The following is a 19,941-nucleotide window of genomic DNA, read 5'->3' as shown; positions in this document are numbered from 1 at the left end:
GACGGGGGTCGCCGGCTGTCTCGGAGGCTCGCGTCAGCCCACGGCCGCGGCCAGGACCGAGGCCGCGGCGGCGACGAGGGGGCTGTCGGGGGCGGCGTCCTGCGCGGGTTTGGTGCTGAGGACGGCGAGGGCCACGGGGGCACCGTCCGGGGTCCAGGCGATGCCCACGTCGTTGCTGGTGCCGTAGTCGCCGGTGCCGGTCTTGTCGGCGATCGTCCAGTCCTCGGGCAGGCCCGCGCGGAAACGGTCGCCGCTGGTGGTGTTGCCGAGCAGCCACGTCGTCAGGCGGTCGCGGTCGCGGTAGGGGAGCGCGTCGCCGAGGACGAGCCGGGCGTAGGTGCCCGCGATGGCACCCGGGGTGGTCGTGTCCTCCACCCGCCAGGGCTCCGCCGTGTTCAGCTCCGGCTCCCAGCGGTCCAGGCGGGTCTTCGCGTCCCCCAGCGAGCGACAGAAACGCGTGATCGCCGTGGGGCCGCCCAGCTCGCGGAGGAGCAGGTTGGCCGCCGTGTTGTCGCTGTAGCGGATCGCGGCGTCGCACAGCTCTCCGACGGTCATGCCGCCCGCCAGGTGCTCCGGCTCACCCGTCTTCGGTGAGTACCCGGCCAGGTCCGCCGCCGTGTAGTGGATGCGCCGGGCGAGTGTCTCCCCGTGCCGGTCCAGGTCCCGCAGCACGGCCGCCGCCGCGAGCGTCTTGAACACCGAGCAGAGGGGGAAGCGTTCCGCCGCGCGGTGGCGCACGGTGGCCTTCGTCCTCAGGTTGTACGCGAACGCGCCGATCCTCGCCCCATGTCGCGCCTCCAGCTCTCGCAGTCCGGCGCGGGTGTCCCGCTGCCGGGGATCCTCCGCGTACGCCGGTCCCGCGCCGAGCGCGAGGGTGGCGGCGGTCGTGGTGGCCGCGGTGAGCAGAGTGCGGCGTGTTGTCGTGGTTCCTAAGATCTCTCGTCCTCCAGTCCTTCCACGAAGTGGTCGAACTCGCCCGCCTGTACGCACAGGACGAAGGCATCCCACTTCTTCCGAGTGGTAGTGACGATGGTGGTGGGGTCGCCGGTTTCGCGGATGTGGACCAGGTCGTCGGCGCCGAAGGCGAGTTCGATCCAGGGGCCGGGTCCGGTCGCGTCGTCCGGGGCGGCGCGGACCCAGTCGAGGTCCGGAGGGACGTCAGCCACGGAGGGCTTCCTTAGGGGTGCGGAGGTGGGCGTGGAAGGCGGCGGGGGTGGCGGTGCGCATCCCGGTACGTTTCACAGGTCGTGGATCAGCTTGTGGATGAAGTCTCGCGAGGGCTCGGGGGCGAGGGACACCGATTCCATCCGGTCGAGGGGAACGGGAGCACCCTGAGGGTGATGTGGTCCCGCTCGCTCATGTCCAGCAGGTGCCGCAGCTGGGACGTGGCCACGGTGAGGCCGCCGAACCGCATGCGCAGGGCCGCCTCGTGGATGACCGCCACCAGAGCGGTCGGGGCGTCCGCGACGAGGACGGTCTGGCGCTTGACGCGGAACGACACCCGGTGCTCGATCTCCGGTGTGAGAGCTCCGGCACGACGTGCCGCAACAGCTCACGGGCGTGATCGGTGGTCTGGAGCAGGCCCGGGATGTGCATGGTGACCGCGGTACGCAGCCGCCCGGCGTGGTGCTCCACCTCGGCGAGGTCCAGCAGGGCGGCGGGCAGGATCTCGCGGTACTCCTCCCACCAGCCGCGCGAGCGCTCGGTGGTCATGGCGCTGAGCGCGTCGACGAGGGCCTGGTCCGAGCAGCCGTAGTGGCGGGCGAGCGCGCGCACCCGTTCGGCGCTCACGCCCACGCGCCCGGCCTCCATGGTGCTGACCTGGGTCTGCTTGATGCCCATGAGCCGACCGGCCCCGGTGGCGGTCAGGCCCGCGCGCTCCCGGAGTTTGCGCAGCTCCACGCCGAAGCGGAGTTGGCGACCCGTCGGGTTGCTTCTCACGGGCTGGCTCCTCCGTCTGCTGGCTGTCGCCGGTCGCCCGCACGAATGATAGTGACCCCGATCCCTGCCAGCCGGTGAAGGTGTTCACCGTTCGGCGTGTTCGTCCACAGGTTGTGGGCAGTTCGGAGCGTCGAGTGTGTGTGCGAGGGCCGGGATTGGGCCGTACGGTGGACCTGCCGTCGTGACTCCGTTGGCTCCCACCGGTGACTCATAGGAGATTCTCAGTGTGGTTCCAGGATTTTTCTTAATTCCGTGGGCCAGAGTGTGAACCGATGAAGCGCACCACTCGTCCCCCTGGCAACCGGCGGAACGCTTTGTTCGTCGTGGTCGTGATGCTGGCCGTCACGTCCGCGTCCGTGGCGTCCGCCGACGACGGCCCCGGGCCGTTCGGCGTGACCGTGCAGGCCGACACGAACAAGGCGAGCGCCCGTGTGGGCGCCTTGTTCGGCGCAGGTGACGGCCTGAGCGGACACTTCTGCACCGCCTCTGTCGTGCACAGCGAGGGGCGGGACCTCCTGGTGACCGCCGCACACTGTCTCGACGGGGGCGGAAAGTTGCGGTTTGCCCGGGATATCGGGACGGCAAGGCGCCGTACGGGATCTGGGACGTCAAGAAGACCTACGTCGGTGACGCCTGGACCGGCGGTCAGGACGAGGACAGTGACGTCGCCTTCGCCGAGGTCGCCAAACAGGGCGCGAAGGGCATCGAGGACGTCGTCGGCGGGAACCCCCTCGTCACGGGGCGGGAGACCGGGGCCACCGCCGTCACGGTCACCGGCTACCCCAGCACCCTCGACGCGCCGATCACCTGTACGAACAAACCGACCGCCCACAGCCGCTCCCAGCAGCGCATCGAGTGCCCCGCCTTCGCCGGCGGCACCAGCGGCAGCCCCTGGGTGAACGGCGACGGGGAGATCGTCGGGGTCATCGGCGGCCACGAGGCGGGCGGGGACACCGACGACGTCTCGTTCAGCGTCGTCCTCGGGAAAGAGGCCGCGAAGTTGTACAAGGCGGCGCGCAAGGGGGGCTAGGGGCGCGCGGGGCGGGTTCGAAGTGTGCGGGGCGGGGTCGGGGCGTACGGGGCGGGATCAGGGCGTACGGGAGGGGTTCGGGGCGCACTTCGCGCCCCCGTTTCTTGTCGTGTGTGATCGTTTCCTCGCGCAGGGGTCGCCTCTAGACTGACGTCCGGCGGACTCCCGTGCGGCGAGGGGCGGTTGACGGTGCGTAAGACGTGGGTCGTGGTGACCGCCGTCGCCGGGGTGGGGCTCGCCTTCATGTCGGCGCTGGTCGTCGGCGTCTACATGGTGGCCGGCAACCTCGCCAACGGGGTCGGCGGCGGATCGGTCGGGCTCGCCAAGGGCGCCGTGCCGGCCGCGTACCAGACGCTCGTACAGAAGTGGGGCAATCTGTGCGGCGCGATCAATCCGGCGCTGCTGGCCGCACAGCTGTATCAGGAGAGCGGATTCAACCCGAACGCCAAGAGTCCGGCGGCGGCGGAGGGCATAGCGCAATTCATCCCCGGCACCTGGGCCACGCACGGAATCGACGGCAACGGGGACGGCAAGCGCGACGTATGGGACCCGAATGACGCGATTCCGTCGGCCGCCTCCTACGACTGCAAGCTCGCGTCCTATGTGAAGGACGCGCCCGGGAACCTCACCGAGAACATGCTCGCCGCTTACAACGCGGGGGCCTACGCGGTCATCAAGTACGGGGGCGTGCCGCCGTACAAGGAGACCCAGAACTATGTGAAGACGATCACGACTCTGGCGAAGAGCTTCGCGCGGCCGGTGAGCCGGGTGGATCCCTCGCAGCAGGCCGCCGCGGCGATCTACTACGCGCAGAAGAAGCTCGGCACGCCCTATCTGTGGGGCGGCAACGGAACCGCCGACCAGGGCGGACGCTTCGACTGCTCGGGTCTGACCAAGGCGGCCTACGAGAGCGTCGGAGTCACCCTGCCGCGCGTCGCCAACGACCAGTACAACGCCGGACCGCACCCCGCGCGGGCGGAACTGCTTCCGGGCGATCTGGTGTTCTTCTCCGACGACCTCACCAACTCGCGGGCCATTCGGCACGTCGGTATCTATGTGGGTGGCGGGTACATGATCGACGCACCGCGAACGGGTGCCGTCATCCGCTTCGACCCCATCGACACCCCCGACTACTTCGGCGCCACGCGCGTGACCGAAGATGGCGCGAAAGCGTTGCCGACGACGGTTTGATCCCACCCCTGAGCTGCGGCGATGTATCTCTCTTCGATAACGTCTGCGTGATCTTTCGGTGGAGGGTGGAACGTACTGAAGGGGAATGTGCGTTCCTGTTGACGTAGAGCCGATCTACGACGACGGGGGTGGATCGGGCGGCGCACGAAAGGTTGCGCCCGCGGAAAGACGACGAAGGGGCCGCAGCACCATGGCTGGACTCGCCGAATCCGGTTCGAACCCCGACGTGGACCTGCTGTACGACATCAACGGCCTCGCCAAGGACGCGCCGCACTGGTTCGACCGCGGCATGGAGTTCGTCGGCGAGTACGGGCTGCTGCTCGCCCTGGTCCTGCTGGTGCTGTGGTGCTGGTGGACCGTGCGGCGGCGCGGCGACGAGAACGCCGCCCCGTCGGTGGCCGCGCTCGTCTGGGCCCCCCTCGCGGCCGGCGTCGCGGTGCTGGTGAACGTGCCGATAAGGGGCTTCGTGGAGCGGCCCCGCCCCTTCGTGGACCACCAGGGGCTCGACGTCCTGATCGGTGGCAAGACCGACTTCTCCTTCGTGAGCGACCACGCGACGCTCACCATGGCGATCGGCGTCGGACTCTTCGTCGCGAACCGGAGGTTCGGGCTCGCCGGGATAGGGATCGCGCTGCTCGAAGGCTTCTGCCGGGTCTACATGGGCGTGCACTACCCGACCGACGTCATCGGCGGCTTCGCGCTCGGCACCGCCGTCGCCCTGCTGCTGTCCCCGCTCGCCATGGCCCTGCTGACCCCGGTGATGAAGGCCGTGGAGCGCTCGCCGCGCGCCGGATGGCTGATCCGGGCGCGGAGCGTGGGGCATGCGGGGCAGGAGGCGCTGATTCCCGGGACGCGGGCGGAGCGCCCCGAGGAGCCGGACCTCGCCGCGTAGGTGCTCCGCCGGGTGGCGGTTGCCGGCTCGCGGGCCGGTGGGTGTGGTTGCGGGTCTGTGGGTGATTGCGGGTGTGGTTGCCGGTCTGCGGGGCCGTGGGGGCTGGTCGCGCCCACGCGGCGGAGCCGCATGAGGGGACAGCCCCGCGCTCCTTGCGGGGGCGCTTCAGAGTGACTGGGGGAAGGTGAAGAAGCGGTTCGGGTCGTACTGCTTCTTCAGGGCCGCCAGGCGGGTCGCCGCGTCGCCGTAGTAGGCCTTGCGCCAGTTGGTGAGGGTCGCGTCCGTGTAGTTCTGGTAGGCGGCGCCGGAGGCGTAGGGGGCCATCGCCGAGTGGGCGGAGGTCAGCCAGGACTGGACCGTGGTGCCGGAGGCGCCGGCGCCCCAGGAGGCGATGTACTGGGCGAGCATGCGGGAACGCCGGTGCACGAACGCCGTCGCGGTCGGCGAGACCCGGTTGACCGCACCGCCCAGTGCGGTGAGCGCGATGCTGCCCGCGCCGCCGCGGACCGAGGAGATCTGGTGCAGCAGCGTCTGGATGCCGGCCGCGGAGATCGAGCGGTCGAAGAAGTCCGACCGGGCCGCGTACGTCTCACGGCCGAGGGCGCCCTGCGAGGAACGGCCCGGCGTCGAGCCCGGCAGATGGCACTGGGCCTCGGTGGGGAACGAGGAGCAGCCCGCGTACGCCTCCATCGACTCCTTGTAGGAGTGCTTCCTGAGCGAGACGCTGCGCGCGGGAGCGCCGACCCTGGTGGCCAGGCGGTCCACGGCGTTCTGGAGTTCGCCGTAGGTGCCCAGGGAGAAGGCGGCGACGGAGACGGTGGGGGTGCCGCTGCCGTTCTCCAGGTGGAGCGAGGACCAGATCTCGTCCGGCTGGCTGGGGCCCCACTCCTGCCAGGCCTTCACCACGGCGGCGGCCTTCGCCCAGGGCCACGTCATGTATGCCGACACGGCCTGCGGGGCGGCGTGGGTCTTGAAGCGCAGCTCGGTGACGACGCCGAAGTTGCCGTTGCCGGCGCCGCGCAGGGCCCAGAAGAGGTCCTTGTTCTCGCTCGCGTTCGCCACGACCTGCTTGCCGTCCGCGGTGATCAGGGTCGCCTGGGTGAGGCTGTCGCAGGTCAGGCCGTACGCCCGTGACACCACGCCGTGGCCGCCGCCGAGAGTCAGACCGGAGACGCCGACGGTCGGGCAGGAACCGGCCGGGATCGTGACGCCCTTCGCGGCGAGCGCGCGGTAGACGTCGATCAGCTTGGATCCGGCGCCGACCACCGCCTCGTTCGCGGACGCCCGGATGGTGTTGAGCTTGGACACGTCCAGGATCAGCCGGCCGTTTCCGGAGGACCAGCCCGCGTAGGAGTGGCCGCCGTTGCGGATCGACAGCGGGATGTTGTGGGCGCGGGCGTAGGCCATGGTCGTACGGATGTCGTCCGCGTGGGCGACGTACGCGACGGCGGTGGGCTTCAGGGAGTCGAAGCGGGTGTTGTAGAGCTGGTGGGCCGTCGACCAGCTGCGGTCGCCGGGGCGGACCAGCGAGCCGTCGAGGTCCTTGGCGAGGGCCGTCCAGTTGGCGGCGGCGTGGGCGGCCACGCCGCTGCCCGTGCCGCTCGTGCCCGCGCTGGTGGTGGCCGTGCGCAGGGAGGTGCCGGCCGCGTCCGTGGCCGCCACCTTGCCCCCGCCGCCCTTGGCGTTGCACGCGGCCGTGGCCACCGCCGCGAGTGCGGCCGCGCCGCCACCTATGAACGTACGCCGTTGCATGTGCGCCTCCCGTTGCTTCCCGTGCGTGGGACGAGACGTGTGCCGGGTCCTGGGGGTTCCGCGGCGGACGGGCGCGGGACGGAACCGGGACATGACCGTGATCCCGCGCGGATCTCGCCCCCATCTTGAACCTGGTCCGGACCTTTTTCGGCTGAGGGCGGGCGAGAAGTTGGTCACGCCGCTTACGGGGCTCTACGCGAGCGGTGTGTTCACCAAGTGGCCCGCGGCGTCGGTGCGGGCCAGGCTGCGGGCGCGGCGGGCCGGTCCTCGCCAGCCGCAGGTGCAGCGCGCCAGACAGAAGCGACCCTGCTCGATCGTCGTCGTTCGGTGTTCCTGGACGGGGTGGGTCTCCTCCGGCTGCGCCACACCGACAACGTTACCCAAGGCAAGCAAATGAATCGCCGCCGCGTGACGGCCGTCCCTACCCGTCGTTAACCGGAACGACAGGAGGCCCGGGACGGACCGGCTGGGGGTCGGCGGACGATGGTGGCGCAGCAGCAAAGTCGGATGGGCACGGGCGTCGTCGCGGTCGCGATGGCGGGGCTCATGGTCTGCGTCGGCGGATGTTCCGTCGGCCGGGCCGGTGCCGAGGACGCGCGCGAAAGCATCACCTCCGTCGAGGTACTGCACCGGGCCGCCGCCACACTGGAGCGCGCCGGCAGCGCCAAGACCCGTACGTCGATGGAGATGGCCACCGGCGGGACCCGGGTCACCATCCGCGGCCAGGGTGTCTACGACTTCAAGAAGCAGCTGGGGCAGTTGAAGGTGCTGCTGCCGCAGGATCCCGCGGGCGCCGTCGAGCACCGGCCGATCACCGAACTCCTCGCCCCGGGCGCCCTGTTCATGAAGAACCGGGGCGCTGGTGTCCCCGCCGACAAATGGGTGCGCGTCGACACGGCCACCCTCTCCGACGGGAACCTCGTGACCGGCGGCGCCACCGACCCGTTCGCCGCGGCGGAGTTGTTGCGGGGGGCCCGGACGGCGACGTACATGGGGAGGACGGAGGTGGCCGGGACGCCGGTGCGGCACTATCGCGGGACCGCCGACCTGGACATCGCCGCGCGGAGCGCCTCGCGGGGGAACCGGAAGGCACTCGCGGCGGCGGCGAAAGGGTTCGCCACCGCCGAAGTCCCGTTCGACGCCTACCTCGACGACCAGGGGCGCGTCCGCAAGCTCCGCAACCGGTTCAGCTTCATCAACGGGCGGCAGAAGGGCACCGTCGCGGTCGCCTCGACGACCCTGCTGTACGACTTCGGGGTCCCCGCCCACGTGCGGCTTCCGGAACCCGAGGACATCTTCGCGGGGAAGATCGCGGAGCCGTAGACGTCCGTCCGTCGGCGTGGCTGCCGGTGCGTGGATGAGGACGAGTTGGGGGCTGGAAATGGCCCTTCCGTGCCATGCGCGGTGTGTAGGCCGCTCCCTACTCTAGGAAGTCGGTGACGGCAGGAAGAGGTGATGCACGTGGCTCCGGTCGGCGGTACGGCAGTTCAGGACCACGTGGCCCTCGCCGAGATCGAGCTGTGCGGCGACCTGATCATCGCGGCCTCGGCCGCCCACGAGGAGCGGCTCAGCCTGGAGAGCATCGACGAGGTACTGAAGGTCGCCGAGGAGCGCACCCGGGGGAGCGGCACGGGGGAGTAGGCCCGCTTCACGTGCGCACTTCGGTGTCCCCCTGTGCTTGTGTCATGTGCGCAGCAGGCGGCCGATCGCCTTCGTGGCCTCCTCGACCTTCGCGTCGACCTCCTCGCCGCCCTTGAGGGCCGCGTCCGCGACGCAGTGGCGCAGGTGTTCCTCGAGGAGCTGGAGCGCGAAGGACTGGAGGGCCTTCGTGGAGGCGGAGACCTGGGTGAGTATGTCGATGCAGTAGACGTCCTCGTCGACCATCCGCTGCAGACCGCGGATCTGGCCCTCGATGCGGCGCAGGCGCTTGAGGTGTTCGGCCTTCTGCTTGTGATAGCCGTGGATGCCGCGGTCGTGGTCGGTCACGATGCCCCCGGCCTCGACTTCACGGCTCACGACGTCCGCGCTCCCGGCTCCGTCGCTCACGACGTCCTCGCTCCCGACGTCCTCGGTATCGGTGGGGGCCTGGATGTTCGAAATGTCCGGGACCTCCTGAACCGATTCGGCCTTGCCGGAGGGCGCCGTCGCGCCGGCCTCGGTGGTCGTCATCGCGTCCTCCTGATGGTCCGGTATATATACCCCTGGTGGGTATATGGTAACGAACTTTGCTGGGTATAGGGCCCTTGCCGGATGCCGGGACCGGACCCTGTGCTGATCACTGTGTCTGATGGGCGACACTGGGGGACGGCCGGTTAGCCGTGGCCGGATGATGCGCCTAGCATCAGCCTGACCGAACAAAAGGACCCCGAGGACCCCAAGTGCGCTTTCGTCTGACCCCCAGGGAGACGAGCTTCTACGACATGTTCTCCGCCTCCGCGGACAACATCGTCACGGGCTCGAAACTCCTGATGGAACTGCTCGGGGCGGACGCCTCCGCCCGGGCCGAGATCGCAGAGCGCATGCGGGCCGCCGAACACGCCGGTGACGACGCCACTCACGCGATCTTCCACCAGCTGAACTCCTCCTTCATCACGCCGTTCGACCGCGAGGACATCTACAACCTGGCCTCGTCCCTCGACGACATCATGGACTTCATGGAGGAGGCCGTCGACCTGGTCGTGCTGTATCAGGTCGAGGAACTCCCCAAGGGTGTGGAACAGCAGATCGAGGTACTGGCCCGGGCCGCCGAGCTGACGGCCGAGGCCATGCCGAACCTGCGGACGATGGACAACCTCACCGAGTACTGGATCGAGGTCAACCGGCTGGAGAACCAGGCCGACCAGATCCACCGCAAGCTGCTCGCCCACCTCTTCAACGGCAAGTACGACGCCATCGAGGTCCTGAAGCTCAAGCAGATCGTGGATGTGCTGGAGGAAGCGGCCGACGCGTTCGAACATGTGGCGAACACGGTGGAGACCATCGCCGTCAAGGAGTCCTGAACTCCGTGGACACCTTTGCGCTGGTCGTGACCATTCTGGTCGCGCTCGGATTCACGTATACGAACGGCTTCCACGACTCGGCGAACGCCATCGCCACGTCGGTGTCCACGCGGGCGCTGACCCCGCGGGCCGCGCTCGCCATGGCCGCGGTGATGAACCTCGCCGGTGCGTTCCTCGGGAGCGGGGTGGCGAACACCGTCAGCAAGGGGCTGATCGCGACACCCGAGGGGTCGAAGGGGATGGGGATCCTCTTCGCCGCGCTCGTCGGGGCGATCGTCTGGAACCTGGTCACCTGGTACTTCGGGCTTCCGTCGTCCTCCTCGCACGCGTTGTTCGGGGGACTGGTGGGGGCCGCGCTCGCGGGCGGTACGAAGGTGCTGTGGTCCGGGGTCGTGGACAAGGTCATCATCCCGATGTTCCTGTCGCCGGTCGTCGGTCTGATCGTCGGCTATCTGGTCATGTGCGCGATCATGTGGTTGTTCCGGCGGGCCAATCCGCACAAGGCCAAGCGGGGGTTCCGTATCGCGCAGACGGTGTCCGCGGCGGGGATGGCGCTCGGGCACGGTCTTCAGGACGCCCAGAAGACGATGGGGGTCGTGGTGATGGCGCTCGTCATCGGCGACGTCCAGAAGTCGGACGACCCGATTCCGGTGTGGGTGAAGATCGTCTGTGCGGTGATGCTGTCGCTGGGGACGTACGCCGGTGGGTGGCGCATCATGCGGACGCTCGGGCGCAAGATCATTGAGTTGGATCCGCCGCAGGGGTTCGCCGCGGAGACGACGGGGGCGTCGATCATGTTCGCCACGGCGTATCTCTTCAAGGCGCCGATCTCGACGACTCATGTCATCACTTCGGCGATCATGGGTGTCGGGGCGACGAAGCGGGTGAACGCGGTTCGTTGGGGTGTCGCCAAGAACATCGTCCTGGGGTGGTTCATCACGATGCCGGCGGCGGCGCTGGTGGCTGCCGCCAGCTTCTGGGTCGTGGACCTGGCGTTCCTGTAGGACGCCGAACGCACGAACGCTTCTCGCCCCCGCCGCCCCTACCCTCCCCAAACTCTCGGCTTCGCTCGAGCAGGGGGACCCCATCATCCCCAGGGGCTCCGCCCCTTCCAACCCCGTCAGAGGCTCCGCCCCCGGACCTCCGATCGCCCAAAGGGCTCGTCCTCAAACGCCGGACGGGCTGACTGACCCGGGCCGGAGTGGGTGGGTGGACCGGGGGTGGGTGGGCCGACCCCCGACCTCGCCTTCACACGCTGGACGGGCTGGAGGCGCGGGCCGGGGGCCGGGGTGGGCGGGCATCGACCCCCGACCTGGTTCCCGAACGCAGGACAGGTTGAAAGATGAGGGCCGGGGTGGGTGGGGCATCGGTCTTCGGCCTTGTCCTCGAGCGTCGGACGGGCTGTCAGATGCGGGCCGGGGTGAGGTTTTCAGGGGCGCGGGGAACTGCGCGATCAGCCCCCGCCGGCTGACAGTCGAAGGTCTCGGGGTGGGCGGCGGATTCGGGGCGAAGCCCCGTCTCTGGGGGCGCGAGGAACGGCGAGCCTCCACCGGGCCCGCAGCCGAACGAATTGTGGGGCGCAGCCCCGCTTCCGGGGGCGCGGGGAACTGCGCGAGCAACCCCCGTCGGCCCGCAGCCGGAAGACTCACCGACCCCGACCGACCCCTCGCCCTTGGCCCCCACCCTTGGCCCCCCCACCCTTGGCCCCCCGCCCTCGTCCTCGTCCTCGTCGAAGACGAGCGGGCCCGCCCCCGGGAGCCAGGGGCGGGCCCTTCTCGTCCTCGCGGTGGCACCGCCATGCAGCACCGCGAGGGGTATGGGGGGAAACGGCTCAGCCGAAGCGGCCGGAGATGTAGTCCTCCGTGGCCTGCACCGACGGGTTGGAGAAGATGCGCTCCGTGTCGTCGATCTCGATGAGCCGTCCCGGCTGACCCACCGCGGCCAGGTTGAAGAACGCGGTGCGGTCGGAGACGCGCGCGGCCTGCTGCATGTTGTGCGTCACGATGACGATCGTGAAGCGCTCCTTCAGCTCACCGATCAGGTCCTCGATGGCGAGGGTCGAGATCGGGTCCAGGGCCGAGCAGGGCTCGTCCATGAGGAGGACCTGCGGCTCCACCGCGATCGCCCGCGCGATGCACAGACGCTGCTGCTGACCACCCGACAGACCCGAACCGGGCTTGTTGAGGCGGTCCTTGACCTCGTTCCAGAGGTTCGCGCCCTTGAGGGACTTCTCGACGACGTCGTTCAGCTCGGACTTCTTGTACGAGCCGTTCAGACGCAGACCCGCCGCCACGTTGTCGAAGATCGACATGGTGGGGAAGGGGTTGGGGCGCTGGAAGACCATGCCGATCGTGCGGCGCACGGCGACGGGGTCGATGCCGTGGCCGTACAGGTCCTCGTCGTCGAGGAGGACCTTGCCCTCGACCCGGCCGCCGGGGGTGACCTCGTGCATACGGTTGAGCGTGCGCAGGAACGTCGACTTGCCGCAGCCGGAGGGGCCGATGAACGCCGTCACCGAGCGCGGCTCGACCGTCATCGAGATGTCTTCGATCGCCTTGTGGGAGCCGTAGTAGGCGGTGAGACCGCTTACGTCGATTCGCTTGGCCATGTCAATCACTGCTTCTTTCGAGGGGATGCTGCTGGTCGCTGATATGGCCGCGTCAGCGACCTGTCTTCGGTGCCTTCCAGCGGGCGATGCCGCGGGCCACCATGTTGAGAATCATCACGAAGGCGATCAGGGCGAGCGCAGCCGCCCAGGCACGGTCGTACGCCGCGTTCGAACCGGCGCTGTTCGCATACTGCTGGTAGATGTACAGCGGCAGCGAGGCCTGCGCTCCGGAGAACGGGTTGGTGTTGATGAAGTTGGTGCCCCACACCAGCAGCAGCACCGGGGCGGTCTCGCCCGTGATGCGTGCGACGGCGAGCATGACACCGGTCGTGATGCCACCGATCGAGGTCGGCAGGACCACCTTGAGGATCGTGCGCCACTTGGGCACGCCGAGCGCCAGGGAGGCTTCGCGCAGCTCGTTCGGTACGAGCTTGAGCATCTCCTCGGTGGAGCGGACCACGACGGGCATCATCAGGATGGCCAGGGCCAGCGAACCGGCGAAGCCGAAGGGCTGCAGGTCCATGATGAGCATCAGGCTCAGGATGAACAGACCGGCGACGATCGAGGGGATGCCCGTCATCACGTCGACGAAGAAGGTGATGGCCATGGAGAGCTTGCCGCGCCCGTACTCCACCAGGTAGACCGCGGTGAGTACACCGATCGGCGCCGCGATCAGGGTGGCGAGACCGACCTGCTCCAGCGTGCCGACGATGGCGTGGTAGATGCCGCCGCCGGGCTCGGAGTCCGCGACCACGCCCATCGAGTGGGTCAGGAAGTAGACGTCGAAGACCTTCACACCGCGCTTGACGGTGGTCCAGATCAGGGAGGCCAGCGGGACGACGGCGATGAGGAAGCAGACCCAGACGAGGCTGGTCGCGACGCGGTCCTTGGCCTGACGGCGGCCCTCGACGCGCGCGGCGATGCCGTACGTACCGAGGACGAAGAGGATTCCGGCGATCAGGCCCCACTGGACCTTGCTGTCGAGACCGCCGACCAGGCCGATGACCACGGCGAGCACGACGGCTCCGGCGGCGATCGCCCACGGGGACCACTTCGGCAGGGTCGCGCCGCGCAGGGTGCTGGGGCGCTTGTCCATGGCGGGTGCTGAGTGGCTCATGCGTTGGCCCCCGAGTACTCCGCGCGACGGGCGATGATGACCCGGGCCGCGCCGTTGACCAGCAGGGTGATGACGAAGAGGACCAGACCGGACGCGATCAGCGCGTCACGGCCGTCCGCGGTCGCCTCGCCGAACTTGCTGGCGATGTTCTGTGCGAAGGTGCCGCCGCCCGGGTCGAGGAGGCTGGCGTTGATGTCGAAGGTCGGCGAGAGGACCGTGGCCACGGCCATGGTCTCACCGAGCGCGCGGCCGAGACCCAGCATCGACGCGGAGATGACGCCGGAGCGGCCGAAGGGCAGCACCGACATGCGGATGACCTCCCAGCGCGTGGCGCCGAGGGCCAGCGCGGCCTCCTCGTGCATCTGCGGGACCTGGCGGAAGACCTCGCGGCTCACGTTGGTGATGATCGGCAGGATCATGATCGCGAGCAGGATGCTGACGGTGAGCATCGAGCGGGGCGCGCCGCCCTGCCAGCTGAAGATGCCGGTCCAGCCGAAGTACTTGTCCAGCCAGCCGAAGAGGCCGTTCATGTGCGGCACCAGGACGAGGGCGCCCCACAGGCCGTAGACGATGGAGGGCACGGCGGCGAGCAGGTCGATCACGTAGGCGACCGGGCCGCTCAGCCTGCGCGGTGCGTAGTGCGTGATGAACAGCGCGATGGCGACCGCGACGGGAACCGCCAGGGCCATGGCGATGATCGAGGAGACCACCGTGCCGAAGGCCAGGACGGCGATGCCGAAGACCGGCGGGATGGTGTTGGTGTTCCACTCGAAGGTGGTGAGGAAGTTGCCGTGGTCCTTGCTGATCGCGAGCGAGGCGCGATAGGTGAGGAAGACCGCGATGGCGGCCATGATCACCAGCAGGAAGATGCCCGACCCGCGGGAGAGACCGAGGAAGATCCGGTCACCGGGTCGGGTGGCGCCGCGGCTCGCGCGCTTCTGTACGGCCACGGAAGGCTGGGGGGTGGGGGGAGGTGCTGCGTCTGTGTTCTGTGTCGATATGTCCATCGGGATCTCCGGTCTGCAGAGCCGTACTTGGTGTGCGGCTCCTGGCGGCGGTGCACCGGACGGTGCGGCCCGGCCCCGAACCGGGGCCGGGCCGCACACTTAGGTCAGCTCAGGCCCGCGATGGTGGTGCGGACCTTGGCGATGATGTCGGCCGGGATCGGCGCGTAGTCGATGGAGGAGAGGACCTTCTGGCCGTCCTCGCTCGCAATGTAGGTCAGGAACGCCTTCGTGGCAGCCAGTGAATCCGACTTGTTGCCCTTGTCGCAGACGATCTCGTACGTGACCAGGGTGATCGGGTAGGCGCCGTCGGCCTTGGTGGCGCGGTTCAGCTTGAGCGCGAGGTCCTTGCCCGTGCCGATGACCTTGGCGTCCGCGATGGCCTTGGTGGCGTTCTCGATGGTGGCGTCGACCGGGGCGCTGGCGCCCGTGTCGATGCTGGCCGCCTTGATGCCGTCCTTGGCGAACGACAGCTCCATGTAGCCGATGGCGCCGGCGGTCTGCTTCACCTGCTGGGCGACACCGGAGGACTGCGGAGCGGACTGGCCGCCCTTCGCCTGCCAGGCCTTGCCGCCGGAGTACTTCCAGTCGGCGGGGGCCGCGGCGATCAGGTACTTGGTGAAGTTGTCCGTGGTGCCGGACTCGTCCGAGCGGTGGAACGCCTGGATCTTGAGGTCGGGCAGGTTGACGCCCGGGTTCAGCTTCGCGATCGCCGGGTCGTTCCACTTGCTGATCTTGCTGTCGAAGATCTTGGCGATCGTCGAGGCGTTCAGGACCAGCTTGTCGACGCCCGGGACGTTGAAGCCGACCGCGATCGGGCCGCCGACCATCGGGAGGTCGATGCCCTGGCCGCCACCGGTGCACATCTTCTTGGAGGCGGTGATCTCTTCGGGCTTCAGCGCGGAGTCGGAGCCGGCGAAGGCGACCTGGCCCTGGGTGAACGCGGTGACGCCGGCGCCGGAGCCGCCGCCCTTGTAGTTGATCTGCACGCCGGAGCAGGCGGCGCTGAACTCCTTGACCCAGGCGTCGATCGCGTTCTTCTGCGCGGACGAGCCGTCGGCGAGCAGCTGGCCCTTGGCGTTGTCACACTTGATCGAGCTGGCGGAGCCCGTCGTCGCGCCGCCCGTGGCGGTGCTCTTGCTGCCGGTGTCGTCGGAGCCGCACGCCGTGAGGGCCAGGGCGCCGGAGACGGCGACAGCACCGAGCGAAAGGGCGCGAAGCCGGTTCTTGCGCTGAAGCTTCACTGTTGGGGTGTTCCTTCCAGGAGCCGCCGTCTGGTTGGCGGCGTGCGAGGTCTGTGTGATGCGGAGGCCACACGCAGGAGGCGTTCCACACCGGGTAAGGCCGAAATTAGGCAGATCAGGTGAAGGCGTCGATGGCCGTAAGTGAACGGAGGGTGAACCCCTGTGGGCGGTGCGGTGAGGTCACGGAACGCTTACGTCGAGGACACGGTGGGATCCCGATCGTTGTTACTGCATGTGACCGGGTGTGTACGTATATGGCCGAAAGGTACGGCTAGGTGAGGTGCAACACGCTCAGTAGGGCGTCAACCAGATCGGCGTCCCTGGGCTGGGTCAGACGGTCGCGGGCCGCCGCGGGGGAGAGCCACAGGACGCGGTCGACCTCGTCGCTCGGAGTGAAGTGGCCGTCCGTCGCCTCGGCAGCCCAGTAGCGGACCTCCTTGGGGCGGCCGGCGACGGGATAACGGAGGGTGGGCAGAGCCGTGCCGGGCACGGCGGTGTACCCCGTCTCCTCCCGGACCTCCCGCAGTGCCCCCGGGAGCGGTTCCTCGCCGCGTTTGAGCTTGCCCTTCGGATGCGACCAGTCGTCGTACTTCGGCCGGTGGACGAGACATATCTCCAGCTCACCGCCGAGTGGCGAGCGGCGCCACAGGACGCAGCCCGCCGCCCGTACGGCCTTGAAGGTGTCCTCGGTCATCAGGCCTCCCTCACGGGGTGCGCACGGTTTCCTTCTGCCAGTTCTGCTGGAACGCGAACCGCGCCGCCTCCACCTCGTGCCGCTGGTCGGCGTGGAGCACGCCGAGCGCGTACGCGGTGGCCGGGGCGATGCGCGGGGTGCGGGCCGCCGACGCGGCGGCCCCGGCCGCCTCCGCCGCGTCCCGGTGCCGGTTGAGGGCCTGACCCGCGCGGAGCAGTCGTACGTCGATGGGGGCGTCCTCCCCGTAGAGGACCTCGCACGCGTAGCGGTGCAGGCGCAGCAGCAGCCGGACCTGGTGCCAGGGCGCGTCCTGGGGGTGGGGCGCGGTGTCCGCGGAGAGGCCGTGCACGAGGGCCTCGGCGTTGTACGGGTGGCCCGCGGTGACCAGCGGCAGCGCGGCGACCGCGTCGGTCAGCCGGTCGGACGCGGCGGCGGCCAGCGGGCGCAGGTCGGCCGTGGCGGCCGCCGGGGTGAGCGGCACCTCGCTGGCGAGCACGGCGACGCTGTCCGCGACGGCGTGGAAGCGGGAGGAGCCGAGCGCCTGCAGCGCGGCCGAGTGGGCCCGGGTGCGAGCCAGCGTCAGCTGGCGGTCGAGCAGCGCGCCCGCCTTCGCGGCGCCGACGGTCAGACTGCCTTTGGCCGGCGCGCCGGTGTCCTGCGCGGCCTGTGCCGGGAAGCCGGCCGCGCCCGAGAGCCGGTTCAGCGCGCCGATCAGCCGTTCCAGGCGGGCCGCGTAGGCGTGTTCACGGGCCAGGGTGCCCGAGAGCCACGCCAGTTCGGGCCGCATGCCCTCCGACCACTCCGCGTCGAGCAGCGGTCGGAAGGTGTGCAGGGTGCCGCTGATGCGGCGGGCCGAGCGGCGCAGGGCGCGCGCCGCGTCGACCGATTCCCCGGAGCCGTTCTCCCTCGCTCGTGACCCGTCCCGCGACTCGGCGCGCGACTCCGTTCTCGGCTTCGCCCGGGCGGTGGTACCCGCGTCGGAGCCGTTCTCCCGGTGCTGTCGCAGGGAGCGGAGGAACTCCGTGGCCTGGGCCCTCAGGTAGCCCGCGAGGGCGTCTCCTGACATGGGCCCGGCCGGGGAGTCGGTGGGGGGTTCAAGGTGTTGCTGTGCCACGCCGGCGCCTCCGGGCGTCTATGAGCATCTCCTGGACGTTCCGCAGGGGTTGGCCATCCGCGTCGGTCGAGTGCCGGGTCCACTCGCCGTCCGGGCCCAGGTGCCAGGAGGCGGTGGTGTCGGACATCCCGGTCTCGAACAGCCGGTTGAGGGCTGCGCGGTGTGCCGGGTCGGTGATCCTGACCAGGGCCTCGATCCGCCGGTCCAGGTTGCGGTGCATCATGTCCGCGCTGCCGATCCAGACCTCGGGCTCGCCGCCGTTGCCGAAGGCGAAGACACGGGAGTGTTCGAGGAACCGGCCGAGCACGGACCGTACGCGTATGTTTTCGGACAGGCCGGTGACGCCCGGCCGGACCGCGCAGATGCCACGCACCCACACGTCGACGGGCACTCCGGCCTGGGACGCGCGGTACAGCGCGTCGATGATCGCCTCGTCCACCATCGAGTTGCACTTGATGCGGACGTAGGCGGGGCGTCCGGCGACGTGGTGCTGGACTTCCTTGTTGATCCGCGCGATCAGCCCGTCGCGCAGGGACTTGGGGGCGACGAGCAGACGGCGGTAGGTCTCACGGCGCGAGTAGCCGGAGAGCCGGTTGAAGAGGTCCGACAGGTCCGCGCCGACCTGCGGGTCGGCGGTGAGCAGGCCGAGGTCCTCGTACAGCCGGGCGGTCTTGGGGTGGTAGTTGCCGGTGCCGACGTGGGAGTAGCGCCGGAGCGTCTCCCCCTCCTGCCGGACGACCAGCGACAGCTTGCAGTGGGTCTTCAGCCCGACGAGCCCGTACACGACATGGCAGCCCGACTCCTCGAGCTTGCGGGCCCACTTGATGTTGGCCTGTTCGTCGAAGCGCGCCTTGATCTCGACGAGGACGAGGACCTGCTTGCCGGACTCGGCGGCGTCTATCAGCGCGTCGACGATCGGCGAGTCGCCCGAGGTCCGGTACAGCGTCTGCTTGATGGCCAGCACGTCCGGATCGGCCGCCGCCTGCTCCAGGAAGGCCTGCACGGAGGTGGAGAAGGAGTCGTACGGGTGGTGCAGCAGGACGTCACGCTCGCGCAGGGCGGCGAAGATGTCGGGCGCGGACGCCGACTCGACCTCGGCCAGGTCGCGGTGCGTTCCCGCGATGAACTTCGGGTACTTCAACTCGGGCCGGTCGAGGGCGCCGATGCCGAAGAGGCCGGTGAGGTCCAGGGGACCCGGCAGCGGGTACACCTCGGCCTCGGAGATCTTCAGTTCCCGTACGAGGAGATCGAGGACGTACCGGTCGATGGACTCCTCGACCTCCAGGCGCACCGGCGGCCCGAAGCGGCGCCGCATGAGCTCCTTCTCCAGCGCCTGGAGCAGGTTCTCGGCGTCGTCCTCCTCGACCTCCAGGTCCTCGTTCCTGGTCAGCCGGAAGGTGTGGTGCTCCAGGACCTCCATGCCCGGGAAGAGCTCCTCCAGGTGCGCCGCGATCACGTCCTCGATGGGGACGTAGCGGTTGGGGGAGGCCTCCAGGAAGCGGGAGAGCAGCGGCGGGACCTTGACGCGCGCGAAGTGCCGGTGGCCGCTGACCGGGTTCCGTACGACGACCGCGAGGTTCAGGGACAGACCCGAGATGTACGGGAAAGGGTGCGCGGGGTCGACCGCCAGCGGGGTCAGGACCGGGAAGATCTGGTGCCGGAAGAGGGTGAAGAGGCGGGCCTGCTCCTTCTCCGTCAGTTCGCTCCAGCGGACCAGATGGATGCCCTCCTCCGCGAGTGCGGGGGCGACGTCCTCCTGGTAGCAGGCCGCGTGCCGGGCCATGAGCTCGCGCGAGCGGGCCCAGATCATCTCCAGGACCTCGCGGGGCTGCAGGCCGGAGGCGGACTTGGTGGCCACGCCGGTCGCGATGCGGCGCTTCAGACCGGCCACCCGGACCATGAAGAACTCGTCCAGGTTGCTGGCGAAGATCGCCAGGAAGTTCGCCCGTTCGAGCAGGGGCGTGCTCGGGTCCTCGGCGAGCTCCAGCACCCGCTCGTTGAACGCAAGCCAGCTGCGCTCGCGGTCGAGGAACCGGCCCTGCGGCAACATGATGCCGTCCTGCACCAGGTCCTCGTAGGCGTCGAGGTCGGCGTCGATGTCGGGCTCGAGGTCGGAGACGTTCGCCGCCACGGTGTGCGGGCGGTGCGCGGCGATGGAGCCGACGGAGGGCTGCGGGTGCTGCACCGGTGCCTGGGCGCTGGGCTGGTTCATGGACCCATTCTTCCGCGCCGGGAGCGAGACCGGCGCGTCGGAGAGCGCGAGCGGCAGCGGGGTGAGGCGGATGTTCCCGTTCCGCGACCCCGGTACCGCCTTGCTCCCCGTCGTCGGAGAGGTCTCGTGCTCCGGCGGAGGCG

At 69.6% G+C, this 19,941-nt stretch carries 18 protein-coding genes and 2 pseudogenes; 7 read left to right on the top strand and 13 right to left on the bottom strand.

What is annotated here, in order from left to right; all coding sequences use genetic code 11:
- Positions 1-33: 33 nt before the first annotated feature.
- The 3 genes and pseudogenes from bla to AAFF41_RS23585 all read right to left on the bottom strand — a co-directional run bounded on the left by bla (position 34) and on the right by AAFF41_RS23585 (position 1,902).
- Complete coding sequence (bla, locus tag AAFF41_RS23595) at positions 34-936, bottom strand: class A beta-lactamase (RefSeq protein ID WP_425526250.1); 903 nt, start codon at positions 934-936, stop codon at positions 34-36.
- The gene (locus AAFF41_RS23590) at positions 930-1,166 is read right to left on the bottom strand and encodes a DUF397 domain-containing protein (protein ID WP_343324601.1); all 237 of its coding nucleotides are present in this window, start codon (positions 1,164-1,166) and stop codon (positions 930-932) included. The genes bla and AAFF41_RS23590 overlap by 7 nt, the downstream gene beginning before the upstream one ends.
- An 86-nt stretch (positions 1,167-1,252) precedes the next feature.
- Positions 1,253-1,902: pseudogene (locus tag AAFF41_RS23585) on the bottom strand (helix-turn-helix domain-containing protein).
- 311 nt (positions 1,903-2,213) lie between these two features.
- Here AAFF41_RS23585 and AAFF41_RS23580 point away from each other — a divergent pair.
- From AAFF41_RS23580 to AAFF41_RS23570, 3 genes and pseudogenes are all read left to right on the top strand, one after another.
- A pseudogene (locus AAFF41_RS23580) lies at positions 2,214-2,971 on the top strand (trypsin-like serine peptidase).
- A 183-nt stretch (positions 2,972-3,154) separates the two neighbouring features.
- Complete coding sequence (locus AAFF41_RS23575) at positions 3,155-4,162, top strand: C40 family peptidase (RefSeq protein ID WP_302832204.1); 1,008 nt, start codon at positions 3,155-3,157, stop codon at positions 4,160-4,162.
- 190 nt (positions 4,163-4,352) lie between these two features.
- Entirely contained in the window at positions 4,353-5,054 is a 702-nt protein-coding gene (locus tag AAFF41_RS23570; RefSeq protein WP_343324599.1) for a phosphatase PAP2 family protein, read from the top strand.
- Between the two features lie 165 nt (positions 5,055-5,219).
- On the opposite strand, the gene AAFF41_RS23565 is transcribed toward AAFF41_RS23570, so the two are convergent.
- Both AAFF41_RS23565 and AAFF41_RS23560 read right to left on the bottom strand, forming a co-directional pair.
- On the bottom strand, positions 5,220-6,806 hold the full coding sequence (locus AAFF41_RS23565) for an FAD-binding oxidoreductase (RefSeq protein WP_319753606.1): 1,587 nt from the start codon (positions 6,804-6,806) through the stop codon (positions 5,220-5,222).
- Between the two features lie 192 nt (positions 6,807-6,998).
- Positions 6,999-7,172 carry a hypothetical protein gene (locus AAFF41_RS23560; protein WP_343324598.1) on the bottom strand — a complete coding sequence of 58 codons (174 nt, stop codon included), beginning with the start codon at positions 7,170-7,172 and terminating at the stop codon, positions 6,999-7,001.
- 117 nt (positions 7,173-7,289) lie between these two features.
- Between AAFF41_RS23560 and AAFF41_RS23555 the strand changes: the two genes are divergently transcribed.
- Together AAFF41_RS23555 and AAFF41_RS23550 are read left to right on the top strand one after the other, a co-directional pair.
- Complete coding sequence (locus tag AAFF41_RS23555; RefSeq protein ID WP_319753608.1) at positions 7,290-8,129, top strand: SCO4651 family lipoprotein; 840 nt, start codon at positions 7,290-7,292, stop codon at positions 8,127-8,129.
- Positions 8,130-8,261: 132 nt separating this feature from the next.
- The gene (locus tag AAFF41_RS23550; protein ID WP_067371445.1) at positions 8,262-8,447 is read left to right on the top strand and encodes a hypothetical protein; all 186 of its coding nucleotides are present in this window, start codon (positions 8,262-8,264) and stop codon (positions 8,445-8,447) included.
- 42 nt (positions 8,448-8,489) lie between these two features.
- Here AAFF41_RS23550 and AAFF41_RS23545 read toward each other — a convergent pair whose 3' ends face one another.
- Complete coding sequence (locus AAFF41_RS23545; protein ID WP_425526148.1) at positions 8,490-8,975, bottom strand: metal-sensitive transcriptional regulator; 486 nt, start codon at positions 8,973-8,975, stop codon at positions 8,490-8,492.
- A 209-nt stretch (positions 8,976-9,184) separates the two neighbouring features.
- Here AAFF41_RS23545 and AAFF41_RS23540 point away from each other — a divergent pair, with 209 nt between their 5' ends.
- Both AAFF41_RS23540 and AAFF41_RS23535 read left to right on the top strand, forming a co-directional pair.
- Positions 9,185-9,805 carry a DUF47 domain-containing protein gene (locus AAFF41_RS23540; protein WP_054232360.1) on the top strand — a complete coding sequence of 207 codons (621 nt, stop codon included), beginning with the start codon at positions 9,185-9,187 and terminating at the stop codon, positions 9,803-9,805.
- Between the two features lie 5 nt (positions 9,806-9,810).
- On the top strand, positions 9,811-10,809 hold the full coding sequence (locus AAFF41_RS23535; RefSeq protein ID WP_075026918.1) for an inorganic phosphate transporter: 999 nt from the start codon (positions 9,811-9,813) through the stop codon (positions 10,807-10,809).
- An 827-nt stretch (positions 10,810-11,636) separates the two neighbouring features.
- Here AAFF41_RS23535 and pstB read toward each other — a convergent pair.
- The 7 genes from pstB to AAFF41_RS23500 form a co-directional block, all read right to left on the bottom strand.
- Positions 11,637-12,413, bottom strand: coding sequence for a phosphate ABC transporter ATP-binding protein PstB (pstB, locus tag AAFF41_RS23530; RefSeq protein WP_054232362.1), 777 nt, complete (start codon positions 12,411-12,413; stop codon positions 11,637-11,639).
- Positions 12,414-12,465: 52 nt separating this feature from the next.
- Complete coding sequence (gene pstA / locus AAFF41_RS23525) at positions 12,466-13,530, bottom strand: phosphate ABC transporter permease PstA (RefSeq protein ID WP_319753610.1); 1,065 nt, start codon at positions 13,528-13,530, stop codon at positions 12,466-12,468.
- Positions 13,527-14,537, bottom strand: coding sequence for a phosphate ABC transporter permease subunit PstC (gene pstC, locus AAFF41_RS23520; RefSeq protein WP_054232364.1), 1,011 nt, complete (start codon positions 14,535-14,537; stop codon positions 13,527-13,529). Before pstC ends, pstA begins: the two co-directional genes overlap by 4 nt.
- Positions 14,538-14,641: 104 nt before the next feature.
- Positions 14,642-15,778 (bottom strand): phosphate ABC transporter substrate-binding protein PstS, encoded by a 1,137-nt coding sequence (pstS, locus tag AAFF41_RS23515; protein ID WP_319753611.1) that lies wholly within the window; start codon positions 15,776-15,778, stop codon positions 14,642-14,644.
- A 271-nt stretch (positions 15,779-16,049) separates the two neighbouring features.
- Positions 16,050-16,472 carry an NUDIX hydrolase gene (locus tag AAFF41_RS23510; protein ID WP_319753612.1) on the bottom strand — a complete coding sequence of 141 codons (423 nt, stop codon included), beginning with the start codon at positions 16,470-16,472 and terminating at the stop codon, positions 16,050-16,052.
- A gap of 10 nt (positions 16,473-16,482) precedes the next feature.
- Positions 16,483-17,586, bottom strand: coding sequence for a CHAD domain-containing protein (locus AAFF41_RS23505; RefSeq protein WP_343324597.1), 1,104 nt, complete (start codon positions 17,584-17,586; stop codon positions 16,483-16,485).
- Positions 17,567-19,798, bottom strand: coding sequence for an RNA degradosome polyphosphate kinase (locus AAFF41_RS23500; RefSeq protein WP_054232368.1), 2,232 nt, complete (start codon positions 19,796-19,798; stop codon positions 17,567-17,569). Before AAFF41_RS23500 ends, AAFF41_RS23505 begins: the two co-directional genes overlap by 20 nt.
- Positions 19,799-19,941: the final 143 nt, after the last annotated feature.

Source organism: Streptomyces mirabilis, from assembly GCF_039503195.1.
In the GTDB taxonomy this organism is placed as follows: Bacteria; Actinomycetota; Actinomycetes; order Streptomycetales; family Streptomycetaceae; genus Streptomyces; species Streptomyces mirabilis_D.
Note: the sequence above shows the minus strand (reverse complement) of the source record. Positions and strands in the feature narration are given on the sequence as shown.